The organism is Gemmobacter lanyuensis (assembly GCF_014652355.1).
Lineage (GTDB): Bacteria > Pseudomonadota > Alphaproteobacteria > Rhodobacterales > Rhodobacteraceae > Gemmobacter > Gemmobacter lanyuensis.
In genome coordinates this window covers 85436-105296 of record NZ_BMYQ01000001.1, presented here as the reverse complement: position 1 = coordinate 105296, position 19861 = coordinate 85436, and the positions used below count along the sequence as shown (strand labels likewise).

17 protein-coding genes are annotated in these 19861 nt (G+C 66.5%); 8 read left to right on the top strand and 9 right to left on the bottom strand.

The window, feature by feature from the left end; genetic code table 11:
- Positions 1-19: 19 nt before the first annotated feature.
- Entirely contained in the window at positions 20-2461 is a 2442-nt protein-coding gene (locus IE101_RS00495; protein WP_189631849.1) for a GcvT family protein, read from the bottom strand.
- Positions 2462-2569: 108 nt separating this feature from the next.
- On the opposite strand from IE101_RS00495, the gene IE101_RS00490 reads away from it, so the two are divergent.
- Entirely contained in the window at positions 2570-3421 is an 852-nt protein-coding gene (locus IE101_RS00490) for a LysR family transcriptional regulator (RefSeq protein WP_189631848.1), read from the top strand.
- Between the two features lie 7 nt (positions 3422-3428).
- On the opposite strand, the gene hutC is transcribed toward IE101_RS00490, so the two are convergent.
- A complete protein-coding gene (gene hutC, locus IE101_RS00485) occupies positions 3429-4112 on the bottom strand; it encodes a histidine utilization transcriptional repressor HutC (protein WP_189631847.1) in 684 nt (227 codons plus the stop codon).
- Positions 4112-5461, bottom strand: coding sequence for a formimidoylglutamate deiminase (locus tag IE101_RS00480; RefSeq protein WP_189631846.1), 1350 nt, complete (start codon positions 5459-5461; stop codon positions 4112-4114). The genes hutC and IE101_RS00480 overlap by 1 nt, the downstream gene beginning before the upstream one ends.
- 72 nt (positions 5462-5533) lie before the next feature.
- Here IE101_RS00480 and hutI point away from each other — a divergent pair, with 72 nt between their 5' ends.
- From hutI to hutU, 3 genes are read left to right on the top strand one after another with little or no spacing between them, the layout of a single operon-like run.
- Complete coding sequence (gene hutI, locus IE101_RS00475; protein ID WP_189631845.1) at positions 5534-6724, top strand: imidazolonepropionase; 1191 nt, start codon at positions 5534-5536, stop codon at positions 6722-6724.
- Positions 6714-8246, top strand: a complete 1533-nt coding sequence (gene hutH, locus IE101_RS00470) for a histidine ammonia-lyase (RefSeq protein WP_189631844.1) — start codon at positions 6714-6716, stop codon at positions 8244-8246. The genes hutI and hutH overlap by 11 nt, the downstream gene beginning before the upstream one ends.
- A gap of 23 nt (positions 8247-8269) precedes the next feature.
- Positions 8270-9976 (top strand): urocanate hydratase, encoded by a 1707-nt coding sequence (hutU, locus tag IE101_RS00465; protein WP_189631843.1) that lies wholly within the window; start codon positions 8270-8272, stop codon positions 9974-9976.
- A 168-nt stretch (positions 9977-10144) separates the two neighbouring features.
- Here the strand turns inward: hutU and IE101_RS00460 are convergent, their stop codons facing one another.
- The 3 genes from IE101_RS00460 to IE101_RS00450 are packed head-to-tail and all read right to left on the bottom strand — an operon-like array spanning position 10145 to position 12197.
- Entirely contained in the window at positions 10145-10669 is a 525-nt protein-coding gene (locus IE101_RS00460; protein ID WP_189631842.1) for a gamma carbonic anhydrase family protein, read from the bottom strand.
- A complete protein-coding gene (gmk, locus tag IE101_RS00455; RefSeq protein WP_189632695.1) occupies positions 10666-11301 on the bottom strand; it encodes a guanylate kinase in 636 nt (211 codons plus the stop codon). The genes IE101_RS00460 and gmk overlap by 4 nt, the downstream gene beginning before the upstream one ends.
- A 2-nt stretch (positions 11302-11303) precedes the next feature.
- Positions 11304-12197 (bottom strand): YicC/YloC family endoribonuclease, encoded by an 894-nt coding sequence (locus tag IE101_RS00450; RefSeq protein WP_189631841.1) that lies wholly within the window; start codon positions 12195-12197, stop codon positions 11304-11306.
- Between the two features lie 161 nt (positions 12198-12358).
- On the opposite strand from IE101_RS00450, the gene IE101_RS00445 reads away from it, so the two are divergent.
- Entirely contained in the window at positions 12359-12988 is a 630-nt protein-coding gene (locus IE101_RS00445; RefSeq protein WP_189631840.1) for a PAS domain-containing protein, read from the top strand.
- Between the two features lie 4 nt (positions 12989-12992).
- Here IE101_RS00445 and IE101_RS00440 read toward each other — a convergent pair whose 3' ends face one another.
- The 3 genes from IE101_RS00440 to IE101_RS00430 form a co-directional block, all read right to left on the bottom strand.
- Positions 12993-13913 carry a CehA/McbA family metallohydrolase gene (locus tag IE101_RS00440; protein ID WP_189631839.1) on the bottom strand — a complete coding sequence of 307 codons (921 nt, stop codon included), beginning with the start codon at positions 13911-13913 and terminating at the stop codon, positions 12993-12995.
- 103 nt (positions 13914-14016) lie between these two features.
- Positions 14017-15165, bottom strand: a complete 1149-nt coding sequence (locus tag IE101_RS00435) for an alpha-D-ribose 1-methylphosphonate 5-triphosphate diphosphatase (RefSeq protein WP_189631838.1) — start codon at positions 15163-15165, stop codon at positions 14017-14019.
- Positions 15147-16088, bottom strand: coding sequence for a magnesium transporter CorA family protein (locus IE101_RS00430; protein WP_189631837.1), 942 nt, complete (start codon positions 16086-16088; stop codon positions 15147-15149). The genes IE101_RS00435 and IE101_RS00430 overlap by 19 nt, the downstream gene beginning before the upstream one ends.
- A gap of 157 nt (positions 16089-16245) precedes the next feature.
- On the opposite strand from IE101_RS00430, the gene IE101_RS00425 reads away from it, so the two are divergent.
- From IE101_RS00425 to IE101_RS19710, 3 genes are all read left to right on the top strand, one after another.
- Positions 16246-16746: a flavin reductase family protein gene (locus tag IE101_RS00425; RefSeq protein WP_189631836.1), complete on the top strand. Its 501-nt coding sequence runs from the start codon at positions 16246-16248 to the stop codon at positions 16744-16746.
- Positions 16747-16812: 66 nt separating this feature from the next.
- Positions 16813-17169 (top strand): ArsR/SmtB family transcription factor, encoded by a 357-nt coding sequence (locus IE101_RS00420; RefSeq protein ID WP_189631835.1) that lies wholly within the window; start codon positions 16813-16815, stop codon positions 17167-17169.
- 94 nt (positions 17170-17263) lie between these two features.
- Entirely contained in the window at positions 17264-19759 is a 2496-nt protein-coding gene (locus IE101_RS19710; protein ID WP_229803979.1) for a pre-peptidase C-terminal domain-containing protein, read from the top strand.
- Positions 19760-19861 lie beyond the last annotated feature (102 nt).

Genomic DNA, 19861 nt, shown 5'->3' with positions numbered 1-19861 from the left:
CTGGCCCCCGGCGCCGCCCTCAGCCGCGCAGACGCGCGTTGGTCGGGTCCCAGACCGGCCCCTCAGGCAAAACCTCCGCCGCGTGACGGGTGCCAAAGATCTCGACCTCCAGCCGCGTGCCCGGCACCGCCAGATCGGCACGCACTACGCCCAGACCCAAACAAGCGCCCACTCGGAATCCCCAGCCGCCCGAGGTCAGCTCCCCCGCCACCTGATCGCCGGCCCAGACCGTCGCCATATAGGGCGGGTCATAAGCCCCCGCCTCGATCTTCAGCGTCACGAACCGGCGTGTCACCCCGCGCTGCTGTTCCGCCGCAAGTGCAGCACGGCCACGGAACTCGGGCTTCGACCAGTCGATGAACCGCTCGAGCCCCCCCTGCAACAGGGTGTAGTCGGTCGAAAGATCGCCCTTCCAGGCGCGATAGCCCTTTTCGATCCGCAGACTGTCCAGCGCGAACATGCCAAAGGGGCGCAGGCCCTGGGCCTGCCCCGCCGCCCAGACCGCATCCCAGACCGCCGGGGTATCCCCCACGCGGCTGTGGATCTCCCAGCCCAGCTCCCCGGCAAAGCTCACCCGCATCAGCAGAACCTCCGCCCCGGCAATCCGCGCGGTCTGCCAGCTCAGCCAGGGGCGCGACAGATCGGCCTCGGCCACCTCGCCCAGGATCGCGCGCGACTTCGGCCCGGTCAGGATCTGCGTCGCCCAATCGGCGCTTTCATCCCGGATCGACAGGCCCGGCGCCAGATGCCGTTCCAGCCATTCGCGGTCATGCAGCTGCGCGGTCGCGGCGGTGATCAGCCAGAACTCATCCTCGGCCAGACGCGCGGCCGACATCTCGGTGACGATGCGGCCCTGGTCATCGGCGAAATAGCACAGGCCCAGGCGTCCCACCGCGGGCACCTTGCCGGTAATCTGGCGCGACAGCCAGTCGGCCGCCCCCGGCCCCGTCAGGCGGAAGCGCGAAAAGCCCGGCAGATCGAGGATCCCCGCCGCATCGCGCACCGCCGCACATTCTGCAGCCATGGCACCGAACCAGGCGCCGTCGCGCGCCCAGGTCTGCTGGCCTGCCTCGGATGTGTCATCCCCCGGCCGCGCATACCAGAGCGCGCGCTCCCAGCCGTTATAGGCGCCATATTGCGCGCCCAGCGCCCGGGTGCGGTCATGCACCGGCGACAGGCGTTTGTCGCGCCCCGCGGGCCAGGCGTAATGCGGGAAATGGATGCCATATTCGTGGCCATAGACCTCCATCCCCTTTTTCACGCAGTAATCGTGATCCTCCCACCCGGTAAAGCGGCGGGGATCGCAGGACCACATGTCCCATTCCGTCGCGCCCTCGGTCAGCCATTCGGCCAGCACCTTGCCCGCGCCCCCGGCCTGACAGATGCCGAAGGTGAAGACGCAGGCCTCAAAGGCATTGGGCACCCCCGGCATCGGCCCGATCAGCGGATTGCCATCGGGGGTATAGGGGATCGGCCCGTTGATGACCTTCTGCAAGGCCGCCTTTTCCAGCAGCGGCACCCGCGCCATGGCGTCGGCGATATGCCATTCCAGCCGCTCCAGATCATCAGGGAACAGCTGAAAGCTGAAATCCTCGGGCATCGGATCATCGGGTGTCGCCCAATGCGCCCGGCAGGGGTTTTCGTAAGGCCCAAGATTAAAGCCATATTTTTCTTGCCGCAGGTAATAGCTGCTGTCCACATCACGCAGCAGCGGCAGCTTGTGGCCCACCTCTTGCGACCAGCGTGCCAGTTCGGGGATGGTGTCGAACAAGAGGTATTGGTGGCTCATCACCATCATCGGTACACGGCGGCCGAACATGCGGCCCACCTCGGCGGCATAATAGCCCGCGGCATTCACCACATATTCGCAGCGCACCTCGCCCTTGGGCGTGGTCAGCAGCCATTCGCCGCCCTCACGCCGGACGGCCGTCACGGGGCAGAAGCGCTCGATCCGCGCGCCCATCTGCCGCGCGCCCTTGGCAAGCGCCTGGGTCAGCTGCGCCGGATCAATGTCGCCATCATAGGGGTCATAAAGCGCCCCGCTCAGATCATGGGTTTCCAGGAAGGGATAGCGGTTGCGGATCTCCTCCACCCCCAGCACCTCAAGGTCCATGCCCTGATAGCGGCCCATCCCGGCCACGCGCTTGAATTCCAGCAGCCGTTCGGTGCTGTGGCCCAGCCGGACCGACCCGGTGACATGATAGTTCATCGGGTAATCAACTTCGGCCCCGAGGGTCCGATACAGCTGCGCCGAATAGCGCTGCATGTTCATGATCGACCAGCTGGACGAAAACGTCGGCACATTGCCTGCCGCATGCCAGGTGGACCCGGCCGTCAGCTCATTCTTTTCCAGCAGCAGGCAATCCGTCCATCCCGCCTTCGCCAGATGATAAAGCGCCGAAGCCCCGACCGCCCCGCCCCCGATGATCACAACCCTTGCCGAACCGGGTAAATCCGCCATTCTGTCCTCCTGACCTTGCCGACAGACTATCAGCCCAACCCGTGCTTTCAATTCGGCCTGACCCGCGCTATTGATCGGAAAAAACGATCAGACAGGGTGGGGACCATAATGCAGATCGAACTTCTCGAAACATTTCTGGACCTGTGCGAAACGCGCAGCTTCAATCGCACGGCCGAGCGGCTGGGGGTCACGCAAAGCACGGTTTCGGCGCGCGTCATGTCGCTGGAAGGGGCGCTGGGGGCGCGGCTGTTCGATCGGTCGCGCGCGGGCACCGACCTGACGATGGAAGGCACGCGCTTCGAGGCCCACGCCCGCAGCCTGCGCCACGAATGGAACGAGGCCCGCCGCCGCATCCAGGTGCCAGACCGCGCGGCGCATCTGATCCGGCTGGGCATCCAGAACGATCTTGCGGCCCAGCATATTGGCGACTGGGTTGCCAATTTCCGCCGCGCCCTACCCGATACCGCCTTCTACATCGAGCCGGATTACTCCAACCAGATGTGCGCCGATCTTTTGCAGGGAACGCAGGATTTCGCGGTGATGTATTCGCCCAAGCCCCACCCTGACCTGCATTTCGAAACCGTGGGCGAGGTGCCTTATGTCATGGTCTCATCCGATACGGAAACCCTGGCCGAGGTGCAGCCCGAAAGCTTCATCTTCGCACATTTCTCATCGGTGTTTGAATCGATGCACCGGGCGGTGACGCCGCATCTGGCAGGAAGCCAGATTTCGGTCGGGCAAAGCGCGACGGTCGCTTCGTTGCTTCAGGCGATGGGCGGGGCGGGCTATGTGCTGGACAAGACCGCCGAGACCTTGACCGCGGGCGGTGCGCTGCGGCGCGTCACCGATGCGCCGGTGCTGTCGCAACCCGTCTATGCCGCGATGCATGTGCGCCACCGCATTTCCCCCGTGCATCGTCGGCTGATGCGGATCGTGCGGCGCAGGCTGGCGGGGCGGTAAGGCCGCCTCAGATCAGCGTTTGCATCCGGTATCCGGGCGCATGGGCAAGGCGCACGCAGGTCACAGGCCGGTCGCCTTCCCATGTCGTGCGATCAAGGACAAACAGCGCCGCCCCCTGCGGCACATCCAGCAGCCGCGCCTCCTCGGCTGTGGCATTGGCGGCGGAAAAGCCGATATCGCCGGTGGTATAAGGCACATGGGCCAGCAGCCATTCATTGGCCGACTGGCGGTGGAAATCGGGCTTCTGCGGCAGAACGGCGGGGTTGAGCCAACGATCCTCGATCAGGGCCGGGCGCCCATCGGCCAGATGCAGGCAGACCAGATGCAAAAGCCGCACCCCCGGCGCCAGCCCGAGACGGGAGGCGATGGCGGGCGGCGGCTCGTCCTCGGCCTCCAGCAGCAGGCGATAACCATAACGCTGGCCCCGCCCCTCGATCTCAAGCCGGGTGACGGGGATGTCGAGCGTGGCCTTGCGCACCGGATGCAGCGCCACGCGGGTTCCGGCCTTGCGCCGCCGTTCCAGCACGCCCTCGGCCGCCAGTTCCCGCAAGGCGCGGTTCACCGTGGCCCGTGCTACGCCGAAGGTTTCCGCCAGTTGCTCCTCCGTGGGGATCGAGGCGCCCGGCAGCCATTCGCGGCCCGAGATACGGCGCAGGACCTCGGTCCGGATGTCTTCCCACCCCGTCAGCATCAAAGCGCCCCCACCAACCGCCGCATCACCGCCCGATAGCCCGCCACGATCTGCGCGCGGGCGATGTGGCGCCCCTCCTTTACCACATGGCGGCCGGCGGACCAGACCTCGGCCACCATGCGGTCATCGCCCGCAAAGACCCAGGCATCCAGCAACATATCGCCCTGCCGCCCCTCCAGATCGGGGGCGGTCAGGTCGAGCGCCAACAGATCGGCCCAAAGCCCCGGCGCAATCGCCCCGGCGGCGCGGCCCGCCGCCTGCGCGCCGCCAAGGGCCGCCTCCTCTACCAGCACCCGCCCGGTCGAGGCGGCTTCGGTGGCATACATCGCCCGCCCATGGTCGCGCAGGCGCTGGGAATATTCCAGCGTCCGCAGTTCTTCGGCCTGGGCGATGCGGATATTGCTGTCCGATCCGATGCCAAAGCGCCCGCCCGCTGCCTGCCAGCGCATGCCGTCAAAAATGCCGTCGCCGAGGCTCGATTCCGTAATCGGACACAGACCCGCCACAGCGCCCGTGCGGGCGAGGCCCTCGGTTTCAGCAGGCAGCATCTGGGTCGCGTGGATCAGGCACCAGCGGCCATCCACTGCGGTATGATCCAGCAGCCATTCCACCGGCCGGGCGCCGGTTGCGGCCTGCACCTCGGCCACCTCGGCCAGTTGTTCGGCCAGATGCAGATGCACCGGCCCGGCCAGATCGGCACAGGCGGCCAGCGTCGCGGGCGTGACGGCGCGCAAGGAATGGGGCGCTACCCCCAGCACGGCATCGGGCAGGTCGCGCAGCGCGGCCCCAGCCTCTTCCCGCAAACGGAGAAAGCGCGCCAGATCATTGCCAAACCGCATCTGCCCCGAGGTCAGCCCCCGCCCGTCGCACCCGCCGCGTTCATAGGCCACCGGCAGCAGGGTCAGCCCGATCCCGGTCTGCCCCGCCGCTGCGGTGATGCGATCCGCCATTTCCGACAGCCGGTCATAGGGCTGCCCCCCCGGCTGATGGTGCAGGTAATGGAATTCGCAGACGCTGGCATAGCCCGCCTCCAGCATCTCCATCTGCACATAGGCGGCAATCGCCTCGACATCCTCGGGCGTCAGATGATCGAGGAAGCGGAACATCAGCTGGCGCCAGGACCAGAAACTGTCCTGCGGTTGGCCCTTGCGTTCGGTCATCCCCGCCATGGCGCGTTGGAAGGCATGGCTGTGCAGGTTCTGCCCGGCGGGCAGCAGGCAGGCCACGCGCTGCCCCGCCGCAGGGGCGCCGGGGGTGACCGCCCGGATGCGGCCGCCCTCGATCTCGATCCGCACCGCCTTGGCCCAGCCCTGCGGCAGCAAGGCCGTCTCTGCCCAGATCACCGTCATGTCGTCCTCTTGACAGGGGTTATTATGTGCAGACATATTCACATCAAGCGCAGACAAAAGCAAGCGGGGCGAGTGATGATTCTGACCAATGCCACCGTGGCCACGATGGAGGCCGGCTATGGCCTGATCGAAGAGGCCGCCGTGGTGATCGAAGGCGACCGGATTGCCTGGGTCGGCCCCATGGCGGCGCTGCCTGCCAGCCCCGCGCCCCGCACCGATCTGGGCGGGCGGCTCGTCACGCCCGGGCTGATCGACTGTCACACCCATCTGGTCTTTGCCCATAACCGCGCGGCAGAGTTCGAGATGCGGTTGACTGGGGCCAGCTATGAAGAAATCGCCCGCGCCGGGGGGGGCATCCTCTCCACCGTGCGCGCGACCCGCGCCGCCAGCGAAGAGGCACTGCTGGCCCAAGCCCTGCCCCGCGTCGATCAGATGCTGTCCGAAGGCATCACCTGTATCGAGGTGAAATCGGGCTATGGGCTTGATCTGGAGACGGAACTTCGGATGCTGCGGGTAGCGCGGCGGATTGCGGTGCTGCGGCCGGTGGCGATCCGCACCACCTTTCTGGGCGCCCATGCCATCGCCCCGGAATATGCCGGGCGCGCGGATGATTACATCACGGAACAGGTGCTGCCTGCGCTGCACCGGGCCCATGCCGAAGGGCTGGTCGATGCGGTGGACGGGTTCTGCGAAGGCATCGCCTTCACGCCCGATCAGATTGCCCGCGTCTTTGCCGCCGCCCGCGACCTTGGCCTGCCGGTGAAACTGCATGCCGAACAGCTGTCGAACCTGCAGGGTGCGGCGCTGGCCGCCCGTCACGGCGCACTGTCCGCCGATCATCTGGAATGGCTGGATGAAACGGGCGCGCGCGCCATGGCCGAGGCCGGAACCGTGGCCGTGATCCTGCCCGGCGCCTTCTACACCCTGCGCGAAACCCGCCTGCCCCCGATCGACCTGCTGCGCCGCCATGGCGTGCCGATGGCGGTGGCTACCGATTGCAACCCCGGCACGGCGCCGATGACCTCGCTCTGCCTTGCCATGAACATGGCCTGCACTCTGTTCCGCATGACCCCGGAAGAGACGCTGGCCGGAACCACCCGCCATGCCGCAACCGCCCTCGGCCTTACGGAAACCGGGCGCATCGCCCCGGGTTTCCGCGCCGATCTGGCGATCTGGCAGGCCAGACACCCCGCGGAACTGTCGTGGCGCATTGGCCCGACCCCGCTTCATTCCCGCATTTTCGGAGGCCGCCTTGACGCCTGAAATCCTGATCCCCGGCGCCACGACCCTGGCGCAACTGGAACGCCTGTGGCGCGACAGCGCCCCCGCCCGCCTGCATGACAGCGCCCGCCCGGGGGTTGAGGCCGCCGCCGCCCGCATCGCCGCCGCAGCCGCGGGGGATGCGGCCGTCTATGGCGTGAACACGGGCTTCGGCAAGCTCGCCAGCCTCAAGATCGCGCCCGCCGATACCGCCACGCTGCAACGCAACCTGATCCTGTCGCATTGCTGCGGCGTGGGTGATCCCATGCCGCGCGCGACCGCCCGGCTGATGATGGCGCTGAAGCTTCTGTCGCTCGGCCGTGGTGCCTCGGGCGTGCGGTGGGAAGTTGTGGCCCTGCTGGAAGAAATGCTCGCCCGTGGCGTGACCCCGGTCATCCCGGCGCAAGGTTCGGTGGGGGCCTCGGGCGATCTGGCGCCACTCGCGCATATGGCTGCCGTCATGATCGGCGCCGCCGAGGCTGAAATCGAGGGCACAGTGCTGCCGGGGGCCGAGGCACTGGCCCGCGCGGGCCTGACCCCCATCACCCTTGGCCCGAAAGAGGGGCTCGCCCTGATCAACGGCACGCAGTTTTCTACGGCTTACGCGCTGGCGGGGCTGTTTTCCGCCTGGCGCGCGGCGCAGACGGCGCTGGTCACCTCGGCCCTGTCCACCGATGCGATCATGGGATCGACCGCCCCCCTGCAACCCGAAATCCATACCCTGCGCGGCCATGCCGGGCAGATCGAGGCCGCAGCCTTCATGCGCGCGCTGCTTGACGGATCGGTGATCCGCGAAAGCCACCGCGAAGGCGATACCCGCGTGCAAGACCCCTATTGCATCCGCTGCCAGCCGCAGGTCACGGGTGCCGCCCTCGACATCCTGCGCCAGGCGGCCCGGACGCTCGAGATCGAGGCCAACGCCGCCACCGACAACCCGCTGGTGCTGTCGAACGGGCGGATCGTCTCGGGCGGGAACTTCCATGCCGAACCCGTGGGCTTTGCCGCCGACATGATCGCGCTGGCCATCAGCGAGATCGGCGCCATTGCGCAGCGCCGCGTGGCGCTGATGGTGGACCCGACGCTCAGCTTCGACCTGCCGCCGTTCCTGACGCCGAACCCCGGCCTGAATTCCGGCCTGATGATCGCCGAAGTGACGACCGCCGCCCTGATGAGCGAGAACAAGCACCTCGCCCACCCCTGCGTGACCGACAGCACCCCCACCTCGGCCAATCAGGAGGATCATGTTTCCATGGCCGCCCATGGCGCGCGGCGTCTGGGGCGGATGGTCGAAAACCTTGATGTGATCCTGGGCGTCGAGGCGCTGTGCGCTGCGCAGGGCGTGGAATTCCGTGCGCCCCTGGTGACCTCCCTGCCCCTGCAAGGCGTGCTGGCGCGGGTGCGCGCCGATGTGCCCCACCTACAAGATGACCGTTACATGGCGCCCGATCTGGCCGCCGCCGCAGCCCTTGTGCGCAGCGGGGCGCTGGTCGCCGCCGCCCGCATCCAGCCCCCCACCCTGTCCTGATCCCGCCCGCCCCGGAGGCCACCATGAACCGCCCCCTGAACAGCCGTCACAACCTGCGCGACATCTACCCCCCGACCGGACCGGAACGGACGGCCAAGACCTGGCAGACCGAGGCCGCGCTTCGCATGCTGATGAACAACCTCCACCCCGATGTGGCGGAAAACCCGCATGAGCTGGTGGTCTATGGCGGCATCGGCCGTGCCGCCCGCAGCTGGGAGGATTTCGACCGCATCTGCGCCGCCCTGCGTGACCTTGAGGCCGATGAGACGCTGCTTGTGCAATCGGGGAAACCCGTTGCCATCGTACGGACCCACACGGATGCGCCGCGCGTGCTGATCGCCAATTCGAACCTCGTGCCGCATTGGGCGACCTGGGATCATTTCAACGAACTCGATCGCAAGGGCCTGATGATGTACGGCCAGATGACCGCCGGGTCCTGGATCTACATCGGCACCCAGGGCATCGTGCAGGGCACCTACGAAACCTTCGCCGAGGCCGGGCGCCAGCATTATGGCGGTGATCTGACCGGCAAATGGATCCTGACCGGGGGGCTGGGCGGCATGGGCGGGGCGCAACCCCTTGCCGCCGTCATGGCCGGAGCCTGCTGCCTTGCGGTCGAGATCGATGAGACGCGCATCGATTTCCGCCTGCGGACACGCTACCTCGATGCCAAGGCCCAGACGCTGGATGAGGCGCTGGCCCTGATCGCAGACTGGACCGCGAAGGGCGAGGCCAAATCCGTGGGCCTTCTGGGCAATGCGGCCGAGGTCTTCCCCGAAATCCTCCGCCGCATGCAGGCGGGCGACAGCAGCCTGCCCAACGGCCGCCCGGATATCGTGACCGACCAGACCAGCGCCCATGATCCGCTCCACGGCTATTGCCCCGCCGGCTGGACGGTGGCCGACTGGCGCGCACGGCAGGAAAGCGAGCCCGCCGCGGTCGAAGCCGCCGCCCGCCAGAGCATGAAAACCCAGGTCGAAGCCATGGTCGCCTTCTGGCAGGCCGGGGTGCCGACGCTGGATTACGGCAACAACATCCGCCAGGTCGCCAGGGACGAAGGGCTGGAACAGGCCTTCGCCTTCCCCGGATTCGTCCCCGCCTATATCCGCCCGCTGTTCTGCAAAGGCATCGGCCCCTTCCGCTGGGTCGCGCTGTCGGGCGACCCCGAAGATATCGCCAAGACTGATGCGGCAATGAAAAGGCTCTTCCCCGAGAATACGCATCTGCACCGCTGGCTCGACATGGCTGCCGACCGGATCGCCTTCCAGGGCCTGCCCGCCCGCATCTGCTGGATCGGCCTGGGCGACCGGCACCGCGCCGGCCTCATGTTCAACGAGATGGTGGCAAAGGGCGAACTGAAAGCCCCCATCGTCATCGGACGTGACCACCTCGACAGCGGCTCAGTCGCCTCCCCCAACCGCGAGACCGAGGCCATGCGCGACGGCTCCGACGCGGTCAGCGACTGGCCCCTCCTGAACGCGCTGATGAACACCGCCAGCGGCGCAACCTGGGTCAGCCTGCACCACGGCGGCGGCGTGGGCATGGGCTTCTCGCAACATTCAGGCGTGGTGATCGTCGCCGACGGCACCCCGGAAGCCGCCCGCCGCCTCGAACGCGTGCTCTGGAACGACCCTGCCTCGGGCGTCTGGCGTCATGCCGACGCGGGCTATGAAACGGCGCGTCAATGCGCTCAGGATCACGGCCTGCGCTTGCCCGGCATCCTCGGCTGAATAGAAAGGGGGCGCTCGCGCCCCCTCGCCCCTCCGGGGCTCACCCCCTGAGGATATTTCAAGACAGAAAAAGAAAAAGAGCCGCTGCCCCCATTTTCTGTCTGCAAATATCCTCGGGGGGAAGGCGCGAAGCGCCGCGGGGGGCAGACAGCCCCCTGCCCCGGCCGCTCATCCCGCGATGGGCTTGAGCCCTTGGCGGAAGCGCGCGGCATTGGCACGGTAACTCGCGGCAGAGGCAAGAAGCCGGGCCTGCGCGGTCTCATCCAGGGTGCGGACCACCTTGCCCGGGGCGCCCATCACAAGGCTGAAATCCGGGATTTCCTTGCCTTCGGTGATCAGAGCCCCGGCGCCGATCAGGCAGCCACGGCCGATACGGGCACCATTCAGGACAGTCGCGCCCATGCCGATCAGGCTGCCTTCGCCGATGGTGCAGCCGTGCAGCATCGCCTTGTGGCCGATGGTGCAAGAGGCGCCGATCACCAGCGGATAGCCAAGATCCGTATGCAGGACGCAGTTTTCCTGGATATTGCTGTCACGGCCGAGGCGGATTTCTTCGTTATCGCCACGCAGTGTGGTGCCGAACCAGACCGAGGATCCGGCCTCGAGCACGACCTTGCCGATCACATTGGCATCGGGGGCGACCCAGGCAGTCGGGTCGATGTCTGGGACGATGTCGTCAAGTGCATAGATCATCTGGCTTCAAACTCCCGGTTCAGGCCGCGCACGAAATCCGACAGGCCGGGCTGGCGGTCGCGGCGCATCCGTTCGGCCTTGAGGATGGTCACCAGTTCCTCGAAGGCGTGATCCACGTCTCGGTTGATGATGACATAGTCATATTCCGCCCAATGGCTGATTTCGTCGCGGCTTTTGGCCATGCGGCCGGCGATGACCTCTTCGCTGTCCTGGGCGCGGCCACGCAGGCGACGGTCCAGTTCCCCGATCGAGGGGGGCAGCACGAAGATCGACACGACATCGCGCCCGAGGCTGGAGGAGCGGATCTGCTGGCCGCCCTGCCAGTCGATGTCGAACAGCGTGTCACGCCCTGCGGCCATGGCCTGTTCGACCGGCCCTTTGGGCGAGCCGTAGAGATTGCCGAAGACCTCGGCATGTTCCAGCATCTCGCCTGCGGCGACCATGGATTCAAACTCGTACCGGGTCTTGAAGTAGTATTCCCGCCCGTCCTCTTCGCCTGTCCGGGGGGCGCGGGTGGTGGCCGATACGCTGAAGCGCAGGGTCGGATCCCACTCCATCAGCCGCTTGGCCAAGGTCGATTTCCCCGCGCCCGAGGGCGAGGAGAGGATGAGCAGCAAACCCTTGCGCGTCATGATCATTCCACGTTCTGAACCTGTTCCCGCATCTGGTCGATCACTGTCTTGAGGTCAAGCCCGATCCGTGTGAGCGTGATGTCCTGCGCCTTGGAGCAGAGGGTATTCGCCTCGCGCATGAATTCCTGCATCAGGAAATCGAACTTGCGGCCCACGGGGCCGGTTTCGGCCAGCAGGGCGCGGGCGGCGGCGACATGGGCGGAGAGACGGTCAAGCTCTTCGGTGACATCGGTCTTGACCGCCAGCAGCGCCAGTTCCTGCGCGAGGCGACCGGGGTCAAGCGTATCGGCGGCCTCCATCAGGCGGGCAAGCTGGGCGCGCAGCAGATCGGACTGCGTGCCGCGGCGGCCTTCGGCGGCGGTTGCGGCCTCGGCCCGCAGGGCCGAGACGCGGTCGATCTGCGCCCCGATGACGGTCCGGAGAGCTGCGCCTTCCGCCGCACGCATCGCGTTGAAATCGGCCAGAAGCCCCGGCAAATCGGCCAGAATGGCGGCGCGCAGGGGGGTGGTGTCTTCATCCGCGCTGCCCGCCTCGACCACGCCGCGGAAGGTCAGCACATCGGCGGGGGTGGGCTGGGCCAGCGTGACCCCGGCCTGCAGGGCTGCGGCCTCGACCGTGCCAAGGGCGCCCAGCACCGCCCGGAGCGCCACGTGATTGAGCCGCAGCGCCTCGGTCTCGGTGCCTTCGCGGGTCACGCGCAGGGTGAGGCTTACATTCCCGCGGCTGAGCGCACGGGCCAGTTCGCCGCGCAGGGCGAGTTCCAGCCCGTCGATCCAGTCGGGGACGCGCAGGCGAAGGTCCAGCCCCTTGCCGTTGACCGACCGCATGTCCCAGGTCCAGCTGGCGCCCGCCCCCTGCCCCTTGCGGGCGGCAAACCCGGTCATCGAGATGGTCATGCGTCTTCTCCTTGCGGGGGTGGTGCGCCGGGGGCGCGTTTACCATTCATTCACTTTCCGGTCCCGGAAGGGCGCGGTGCGGGGTATAGTGGGACCATGGCGCAAAGGCCGCGTGCTGGCAACGGTCTGACAGGTCGGGGCGTGAACGGGGGGAGGTTCGGATGACCGTCGATCAGATCAACGAGACTGAAATCCGCGCGCCGCTGGCGCAGTTGCGCGCCTATTGGGAAGGGCTGCGTCGGGGCGATGCCTTGCCCGCGCGGGCCGACATCCACCCTGCAGGCATTTCCGGGGCCTTGGCCGCAGCCTTTCTGGTGGAACGCATCGGGCCGGGGGTCGCGCGGCTGCGGATTGCAGGCATGACCTTCACCCATCTGCTGGGGATGGAGGCGCGGGGCATGCCACTCTCGGCGCTGTTCGATCCGATGGCGCGGGCGCGTCTGGCCAGGCTGACCGACCAGTGCTTCCTGCGCCCTGCGGTGCTGGAGGCCGATCTGGGCTGCGAAACCGGGCTGGGGCGCCCGCCGCTGCGGGGGCGGCTGCTGATGCTGCCGCTGGCGGGCGATGGCGGGCGGGGCGAAATGGCGCTTGGCGGGCTGACAGTGGCGGGGGAGCTTGGCCGCGCACCGCGGCGCCTCACGCTTGGGCAATCAGAACTTCGGGCGCTGAAACAGCCTGTGATCCTGCCGCCAAGCCCGGCTGCGCCGCCCCTGCCGGCGGCCGCGCCCTATGCCGTCAAACCCTCGGCCCATGGGCGCAGCTATCTGCAGCTGGTCGATCTGGGGCCGTGATCCTTTACCGGAAGACCGGGTTCGACCACGCCCGCTTGCCCGCCGCATCCATCACCGTCACGCGCAGCCAAGGCGAATTGGCAAAGCGATCCAGCGGCATTTCTGACCGGGTCATGGAATGCCCATGTACCGCCTTGGCCGCCGTCCCCTGCCCCTGCACGATCATCGACACCACGGCCGAGCTTTCGACGATGACGCGGTTATCCTCGATCACCACATCGCGCAGTTCGGGGCCTTGGGTGGAATAGAAGGTCCCGGCCTTCAGGCTGGCCAGCAGCGCCTCGGGCGTGTTTTCCTCGGCCTTGACCATGACCCAGCCGCCGAAATGGTCGGGTTCGTAGAAATGCGCGTCGTCGGTCGCGATCATCGTCAGGGGGCGCCCCTCGGACAGCAGCAGATCAGCGATGGCAAACCCGTCGGGACGGTCGCAGCCATTGGCGCAGCCGTGGTTATAGATCTCGACCGCATGGGCGGCGGTGATGCTGCGGGCATCGGCCAGCGTCAGGCCCGACCATTGCGGATGGGCGATGGCGACAAAGGCCCCCGCCGCCACGGCGCGGGCGGCAATCTCGGGTCCGGTTTCCATGCCCGGATGGACCGAGAAATCGGGCGACTGTGAAGGCGCGAAATCAGGCGGCAAGCCCACGGCCAGAATATGCCACAGCTCGCCGTTCTGCATGGGGCCCGAGTGGAGTTCCGCCCCCAGAATGGTGGTGAAGCCCTCGGTCCGGTAGGGAACGGTATCCACGATGGGATAGCCGAAGCGCCCGACGAAGTGATCGGTCAGGGCGAGAAAGTCATAGCCCTCGGCCCGGTAGCGGCGGCAGACCTCTTCGGGCGACAGCACCCCGTCCGAACGGTCGGAGTGGGTGTGCAGGTTGCCGCGCCAGAAGCGGCCGGGGGCGGTGAAGGCGGACAGGCGCATGACAATCCCTTGGTTGCAATCCATCATCAGGCCCCAGCCTAGCGCGCGTCCCCGCCCGCAGATTGGCGGACGGCGACGCGAAATGTCGCTTTGGCTGCCCGTTTCAGGCCACCCGCGCGCCCGCGACCCAAACCCCGCGCAGCAGCGGATGGCCATGGTGGCGGGCAAGGCGGATCACATCGGCCCGCAGCCCCACCGCCAGCCGCCCGCGATCTGCCAGCCCCGCCGCATCCGCGGGCGCCGCCGTCACCGTGGCCAACCCGCGCGGCAGATCGCCCCAAAGATCGGCCAGCCGGAAGGCCGCCCCCAGCAGCGCCGCCGGAACATAATCCGAGGACAAGATGTCCAGCAGACCCGCCTGTGCCAACACCTCGGCCGAGACATTGCCAGAATGCGATCCACCGCGGATCAGGTTCGGCGCCCCCATCATCACCGCAATGCCCGCAGCGCGGCAGGCCGCCGCCGCCTCAAGCGTGGTGGGGAATTCGGCAAAGCTGGTGCCGTGCTGCGCGGACCGGGCAACATCGGCGGCGGTGGTGTCATCATGGCTGGCCAGCCGCGCGCCAAGCCGCTGCGCCGTGGCCACCGCCGCCCGTTCATGCGCCGCGCCAAGCCGGGCGGAAATCACCTGACGGTCGGCAATATGGGCGGCAAATTCGGCCTCGGTGAAGCCGTACTTGCCGAAAAGATAGGTCCGCAGCTGATCCAGATCGCGGAACTGGCGCTGCCCCGGCGTGTGGTCCATCAGGCTGATGATGCCGACGCCATCCTGCGGGGCAAAGCGCGCAAGCTCGGCCTCGAGCGTTTCGGAGCAAAGCTCGGCCCGCAGATGCAGGAAATGGCTGATCTTCAGCACCCCCGCCGCACGCAGATCGAGGATCTCATCCGCCAGCCCGCGGGCATATTCGGCGTAATTGCCCTTGGTCCGGCTGGGCAGCGATCCCACCCGCAGCGCATCAAAGACCGTGGTGATGCCGCAGCCCGCAAGTTCTGCGTCATGGGCAAGAATGGCGGGAGGATGGGGCCATTTCACCTTGGGGCGCGGCTCAATATGGCGTTCCAGATTGTCCGTATGCAGCTCGATCAGGCCCGGCATCACCAGATCGCCGCCGCAATCCTCGGCGCCCGCGGGCACCCCGGCCCCCTCAGTCAGCGCGACGATCCGGCCACCTTCAAGGTGCAAGGCACCGCGCATGACCCGATCGGGCAACACCAGATCGGCATTGGCAAGGATCATAGCCAGCGTCTCCATTTGAAATAGGCCCAGGTGATCACCGCCGAGGCAACCATGACAACCAGCGCCGCCGGATAGCCCCAGCTTTGCGCGAGTTCCGGCATATGGGCAAAGTTCATCCCGTAGATGCTTGCAATCAGCGTGGGCGGCAGGAACAGCGCCGAAAGGACCGAGACGATGCGAACCGTATCATTCTGCGCGAGATCGATCATCCCCAACGTGGTGTCCGAGGCCAAGGCCACGCGCGAGCCCAGATAATCGGCATGCACCTCAAGCGCCTGCAGATCCTGCAACAGGCCCGCCGCCAGATCGGCCATGCCACGCGCGGCGGGCAGGTGTTGAAAGAACACCACGGCGCGGGTCAGCGTCAGAAGCGAAAGCCGCACGCGCGACAGCATTTCCCCTTCGCGGCCAATGCGTTGCAGGCTGATCTGCAGCCGGTCCTGCCCGCGGCGGGCAGGGTCGGCGGCATAGATCGTCGAAGATACGGTATCCAATGCGCGGCCCGCCTCTTCCAAATGGTCTGCCTGCCGCCCGATGATTTCCTCGATAAGCCCCAGGAACACCGCAGCCGGGCTGCCGCAGCCCGCCCCGCTTTTGCCCGCACGGGGGGCATAGGTTTCAAAAGGGCGCGGCGCGTGATGGCGCACCGTCACCAGCCGCTCGGGCCGCAGGATGAACGTCACCGGACCCGAGATGCGCGCCCCCGCGGGGGTCTGGCCGCTCATCACCACGGTCATGTAATGGGCGTCATCCTCATGATAAAGGCGGTTCGAAACCTCGATCTCTTCCATGTCGGCAAGGCTTGGAACCTCGACCCCCAGGGCGGCCACGGTGGCGGTTTCAGCGGCATCCGGGCTGGCCAGATCGATCCAGATCGCCTGCGCCGGATCTGCCCCCGGCAGCATCCGCCCGTTTTCCGCCCGATAGGCCACCAGCATTCCGCACCTCCGCACCCTGTGACGGACCTTGGATAGCGGGCCGCCCTGCCCCCGGAAAGCCCTGCCCCCACAAAGCATCGGACGGATGGCTCGATCTTGCTCATGGCGGCGCTATATCGCATGAACGGCCAAGGCGCGCAGCAGAAAGACCCCGAAGATGAAAGATATCGTGATGACCCCGGACCCGCAGCACTTGCGCGCCCTGCGCGACGCGCTGGGGCGGTTTGCCACCGGCGTCACCATCGTCACCACCACCGGCCCCGAAGGCCCGATGGGCTTTACCGCCAACAGCTTTGCCTCGGTCTCTCTCGACCCGGCGCTGGTGCTGTGGTCGCCCGCGCGGTCCTCGTCGCGCTTTGCGACCTTTGCGGCCGCAAAACACTATGCAATCCATATCCTTGGCCGCGATCAGATGCCGCTGATCGGGCGCTTTGCGCGCGGGGGCGCGGGGTTTGACGGGCTCGACGCTGCGGTGAACCCGGAAGGCGTGCCGCTGATCCCCGATGCCTTGGCGCGGTTCGAATGTGAACAGCATGCCACACATGACGGGGGCGATCATCTGATCGTGGTGGGGCGCGTCCTGCGCTTTGCCCAGACCAGCGGCGCGCCCCTTGTGTTCAGCCAGGGCGTCTATGGCGGATTTGAGCCTGCGACATGAGGCCCGCATTGGAATTTGGCCGCCTCTGTCATATCTTGTCATGCAGATAAAACCATGGATAGCCCCATGACCCTCGAAACCGTCACCCTAGCCACCGAAGCCTGCGGCGCGCTGCCAACCGATGAGATGACCGCCCAGGCCACGGCCGCAGCGGCCTTTCTCAAGGCTTTGGCGCATGAGGGGCGGCTGATGATCCTGTGCCATCTGCAATCGGGCGAGAAATCGGTGACCGAGCTGGAGCATCTGCTGTCGTCCCGCCAAGCCGCGATCAGCCAGCAGCTGGCCCGGCTGCGGCTGGAGGGTCTGGTCAGCTGCCGGCGCGACGGAAAGGCCATGTATTACTCCATCCAGGACCCCAAGGTCGCCACCGCGATCGGCATGGTCTATGAGATGTTCTGCAAAAGCCCCGGCTCTGACGGTTGATCCCGCAGGCGGCGCAAGGATCCACTTTTCTTGGCGCGACAAAACCTATAGGCGATCCCGCATTCATTCATGAGTGCAAAAGGGAGAGTCTTTCATGGCCGATATCGCAAGCGGAATTGGCAGCCTCGCCACGCTGGCCCCATCGGGAACCACCTTCGGTGACCTCGAAATCGGCGGTGATCAGGATTGGTACCGCATCACGCTGACCGCCGGATACACCTATGATTTCCGCCTGTCCGCCTTGATGGCCGAGCCGGTTTTCATGCAGATCGACATCCGCGATTCCTTTGGGCAGTCGCTGGATTACGATCAGGACGGCGATCTTGTATCCTGGACCGCGACCGAAACTGGCACCTATTTCGTTTCGGTCGCAGACAGCTACAACAGCGCCATTGCCGAGGGCGGCTATGCCATCAGCGCGCGTGTGAACGACGATGTGACAAGCGGCATGTCGACCACCGCAGCCATCACGGCGACCGGGTCGATCACCCGCACGCTGGGCCAGTCGAATGACAGCGACTGGTTCCGCCTGACCCTGGCTGCAGATCGCACCTATGCCTTTGCCCTGCAGGCTGCAGCCGGACCTTCTGCCGATATGGAAATCGCGCTTTATGACAGCTTGGGCGAGCGGCTGACCTATGACGTCGACGGCGACGTGATCGACTGGACCCCTGAAACCGCCGGAACCTTCTATCTGGTCGTGCGCGACACCTACAGCGAAGACGCGTCCGAAGGGCAATATACGATCAATGCCCTCATGAACGACGATTTTGCCAATAGCGACGCCACCACCGCCAGCCTGCAGACCGGCACGCGCACCGCGATGCTGGGCCAGTCGAACGACCGCGACTGGTTCCGCGTGACGCTTGCAGCCGATCGCAGCTATGACTTTGGCCTGACCGCCGCCGCAGGGTCGGGCGCCGACATGGAGATCGCGCTTTATGATGCCTCGGGCGCACGCCTGACCTATGACCGTGACGGGGGTCGTATCAACTGGTCCACGGCGCAGGCCGGGACCTATTATGTCGTCGTCAGCGACAGCTATGCCGAAGATGCCGCCGAGGGCCGTTACACGATCGACGCACGGATGACGGATGATGTGGCCAACAGTGCCGCCACAGGCGCCGTTCTTGCGGCCAGCGGATCGCGCGCGGCAAGCCTCGCACAGTCGAACGACACCGATTGGTTTCGCGTCTCGCTGACAGCGGGCATGACCTATGGCTTCGGCCTGACGGGCGACGGATCGGCCACATCGGTCGATGATGGGCGTATCCGGATCGTGAACAGCAGCGGCGCCGTGATGGACACGTCTTATGTGGGCGGCGTGGCCACGCTCCTTCCCGCACAGGGCGGCACCTATTACGTGGTGGTGGACGACTACAATGCCGATGACGAAGCTGAAGGCAGCTATCGTATTCAGGCGATGATGTCCGACACCATCGCCGGGAATGCCAGCTCGACCGCCAGCCTTGCCGCGAATGGCAATGCGATGTCGTCGATCAATGCCCCTTATGATACCGACTGGTTTCGCCTGTCGCTGCGGGCGGGTCTGACCTATGGCTTTACCATTGCCGGCCGCGGCGATGCTGCCCATCCTGACCCCGATCTCTATCTGCGCGACGCAGATGGCGCGCTCCTCGAATATGGCGCAAACAGCTCTGCCCCGAACGTCACCCTGAACTGGACCGCACAAACCGGGGGGCTTTATTTCCTGCAGGCCGGCAATATTGATGACGATGACACCGGGGCCTATGTTGTTCGCTCGATCGCGACCGACACGCTTCGCAATGACAGACTGACCACGGGCGCGGTGCTGGAAGGCGAACGGATCAGCGGTCGCATCGACGTGGCCGAGGACAGCGACTGGCTCCGCGTCAATCTGGTGGCCGGGCGAGACTATACCCTGTCGCTGGCACGGGGCGGCACCGCTTCGGACCTGTCGAACCGCATCCTGCGCCTGCTGGATGACGATGGCGCGCAGATGTCGGTATCCTATGGCTATGACGCGACCAATGCGACCATCCGCTTCACCCCCACCCGCACCGGGGCCTATTTCCTCGAAGTTGAAGGAAACGGCGCCGATGACGGAAATTTCACCCTCACGCTCGGGTCGAATGCGCTGCGGTTTACCGGATCGGCGGCGAATAACAGCCTGATCGGCAACGGCCTGGCCAATGTCATGCTGGGCATGGGCGGGTCCGATGCCCTGTCCGGCCTTGGGGGGAATGACACGATCTGGGGCGGGGCGGGCCATGACCGCCTTTTTGGCGGAACCGGCGCTGACAGGCTGATGGGCGAAGCGGGGAATGATGTGCTGGATGGCCAGGCAGGGACCGACATTCTGGACGGGGGCCTCGGGCAGGATCAGCTGATCTTCCGCCGCGGTGGCGATGCCGACACGATCCGGGGCTTTGCCGATGACGTCGATACCCTGCGTCTGCTGGGTCTTGGCGTCTCGACGGTCACGCAGGCCATGGCGCGGGCTGTGCAGCTTGGGACGCAGGTGGTTTTCGACTTCGGTCAAGGGGACCGGCTGGTGGTCGAGGACATGACGCTCGCCGCGCTGCGCGACGATCTGGCCTTTGTCTGATCCTGCGGCGGCGCGGCGCTGATAGCGCAAACAATTTGCGCCGCCGATCTGCACAAACCCCTTTGACGCAAGGGGACAAAGCGGGCAATCCTCGGTCCCGCG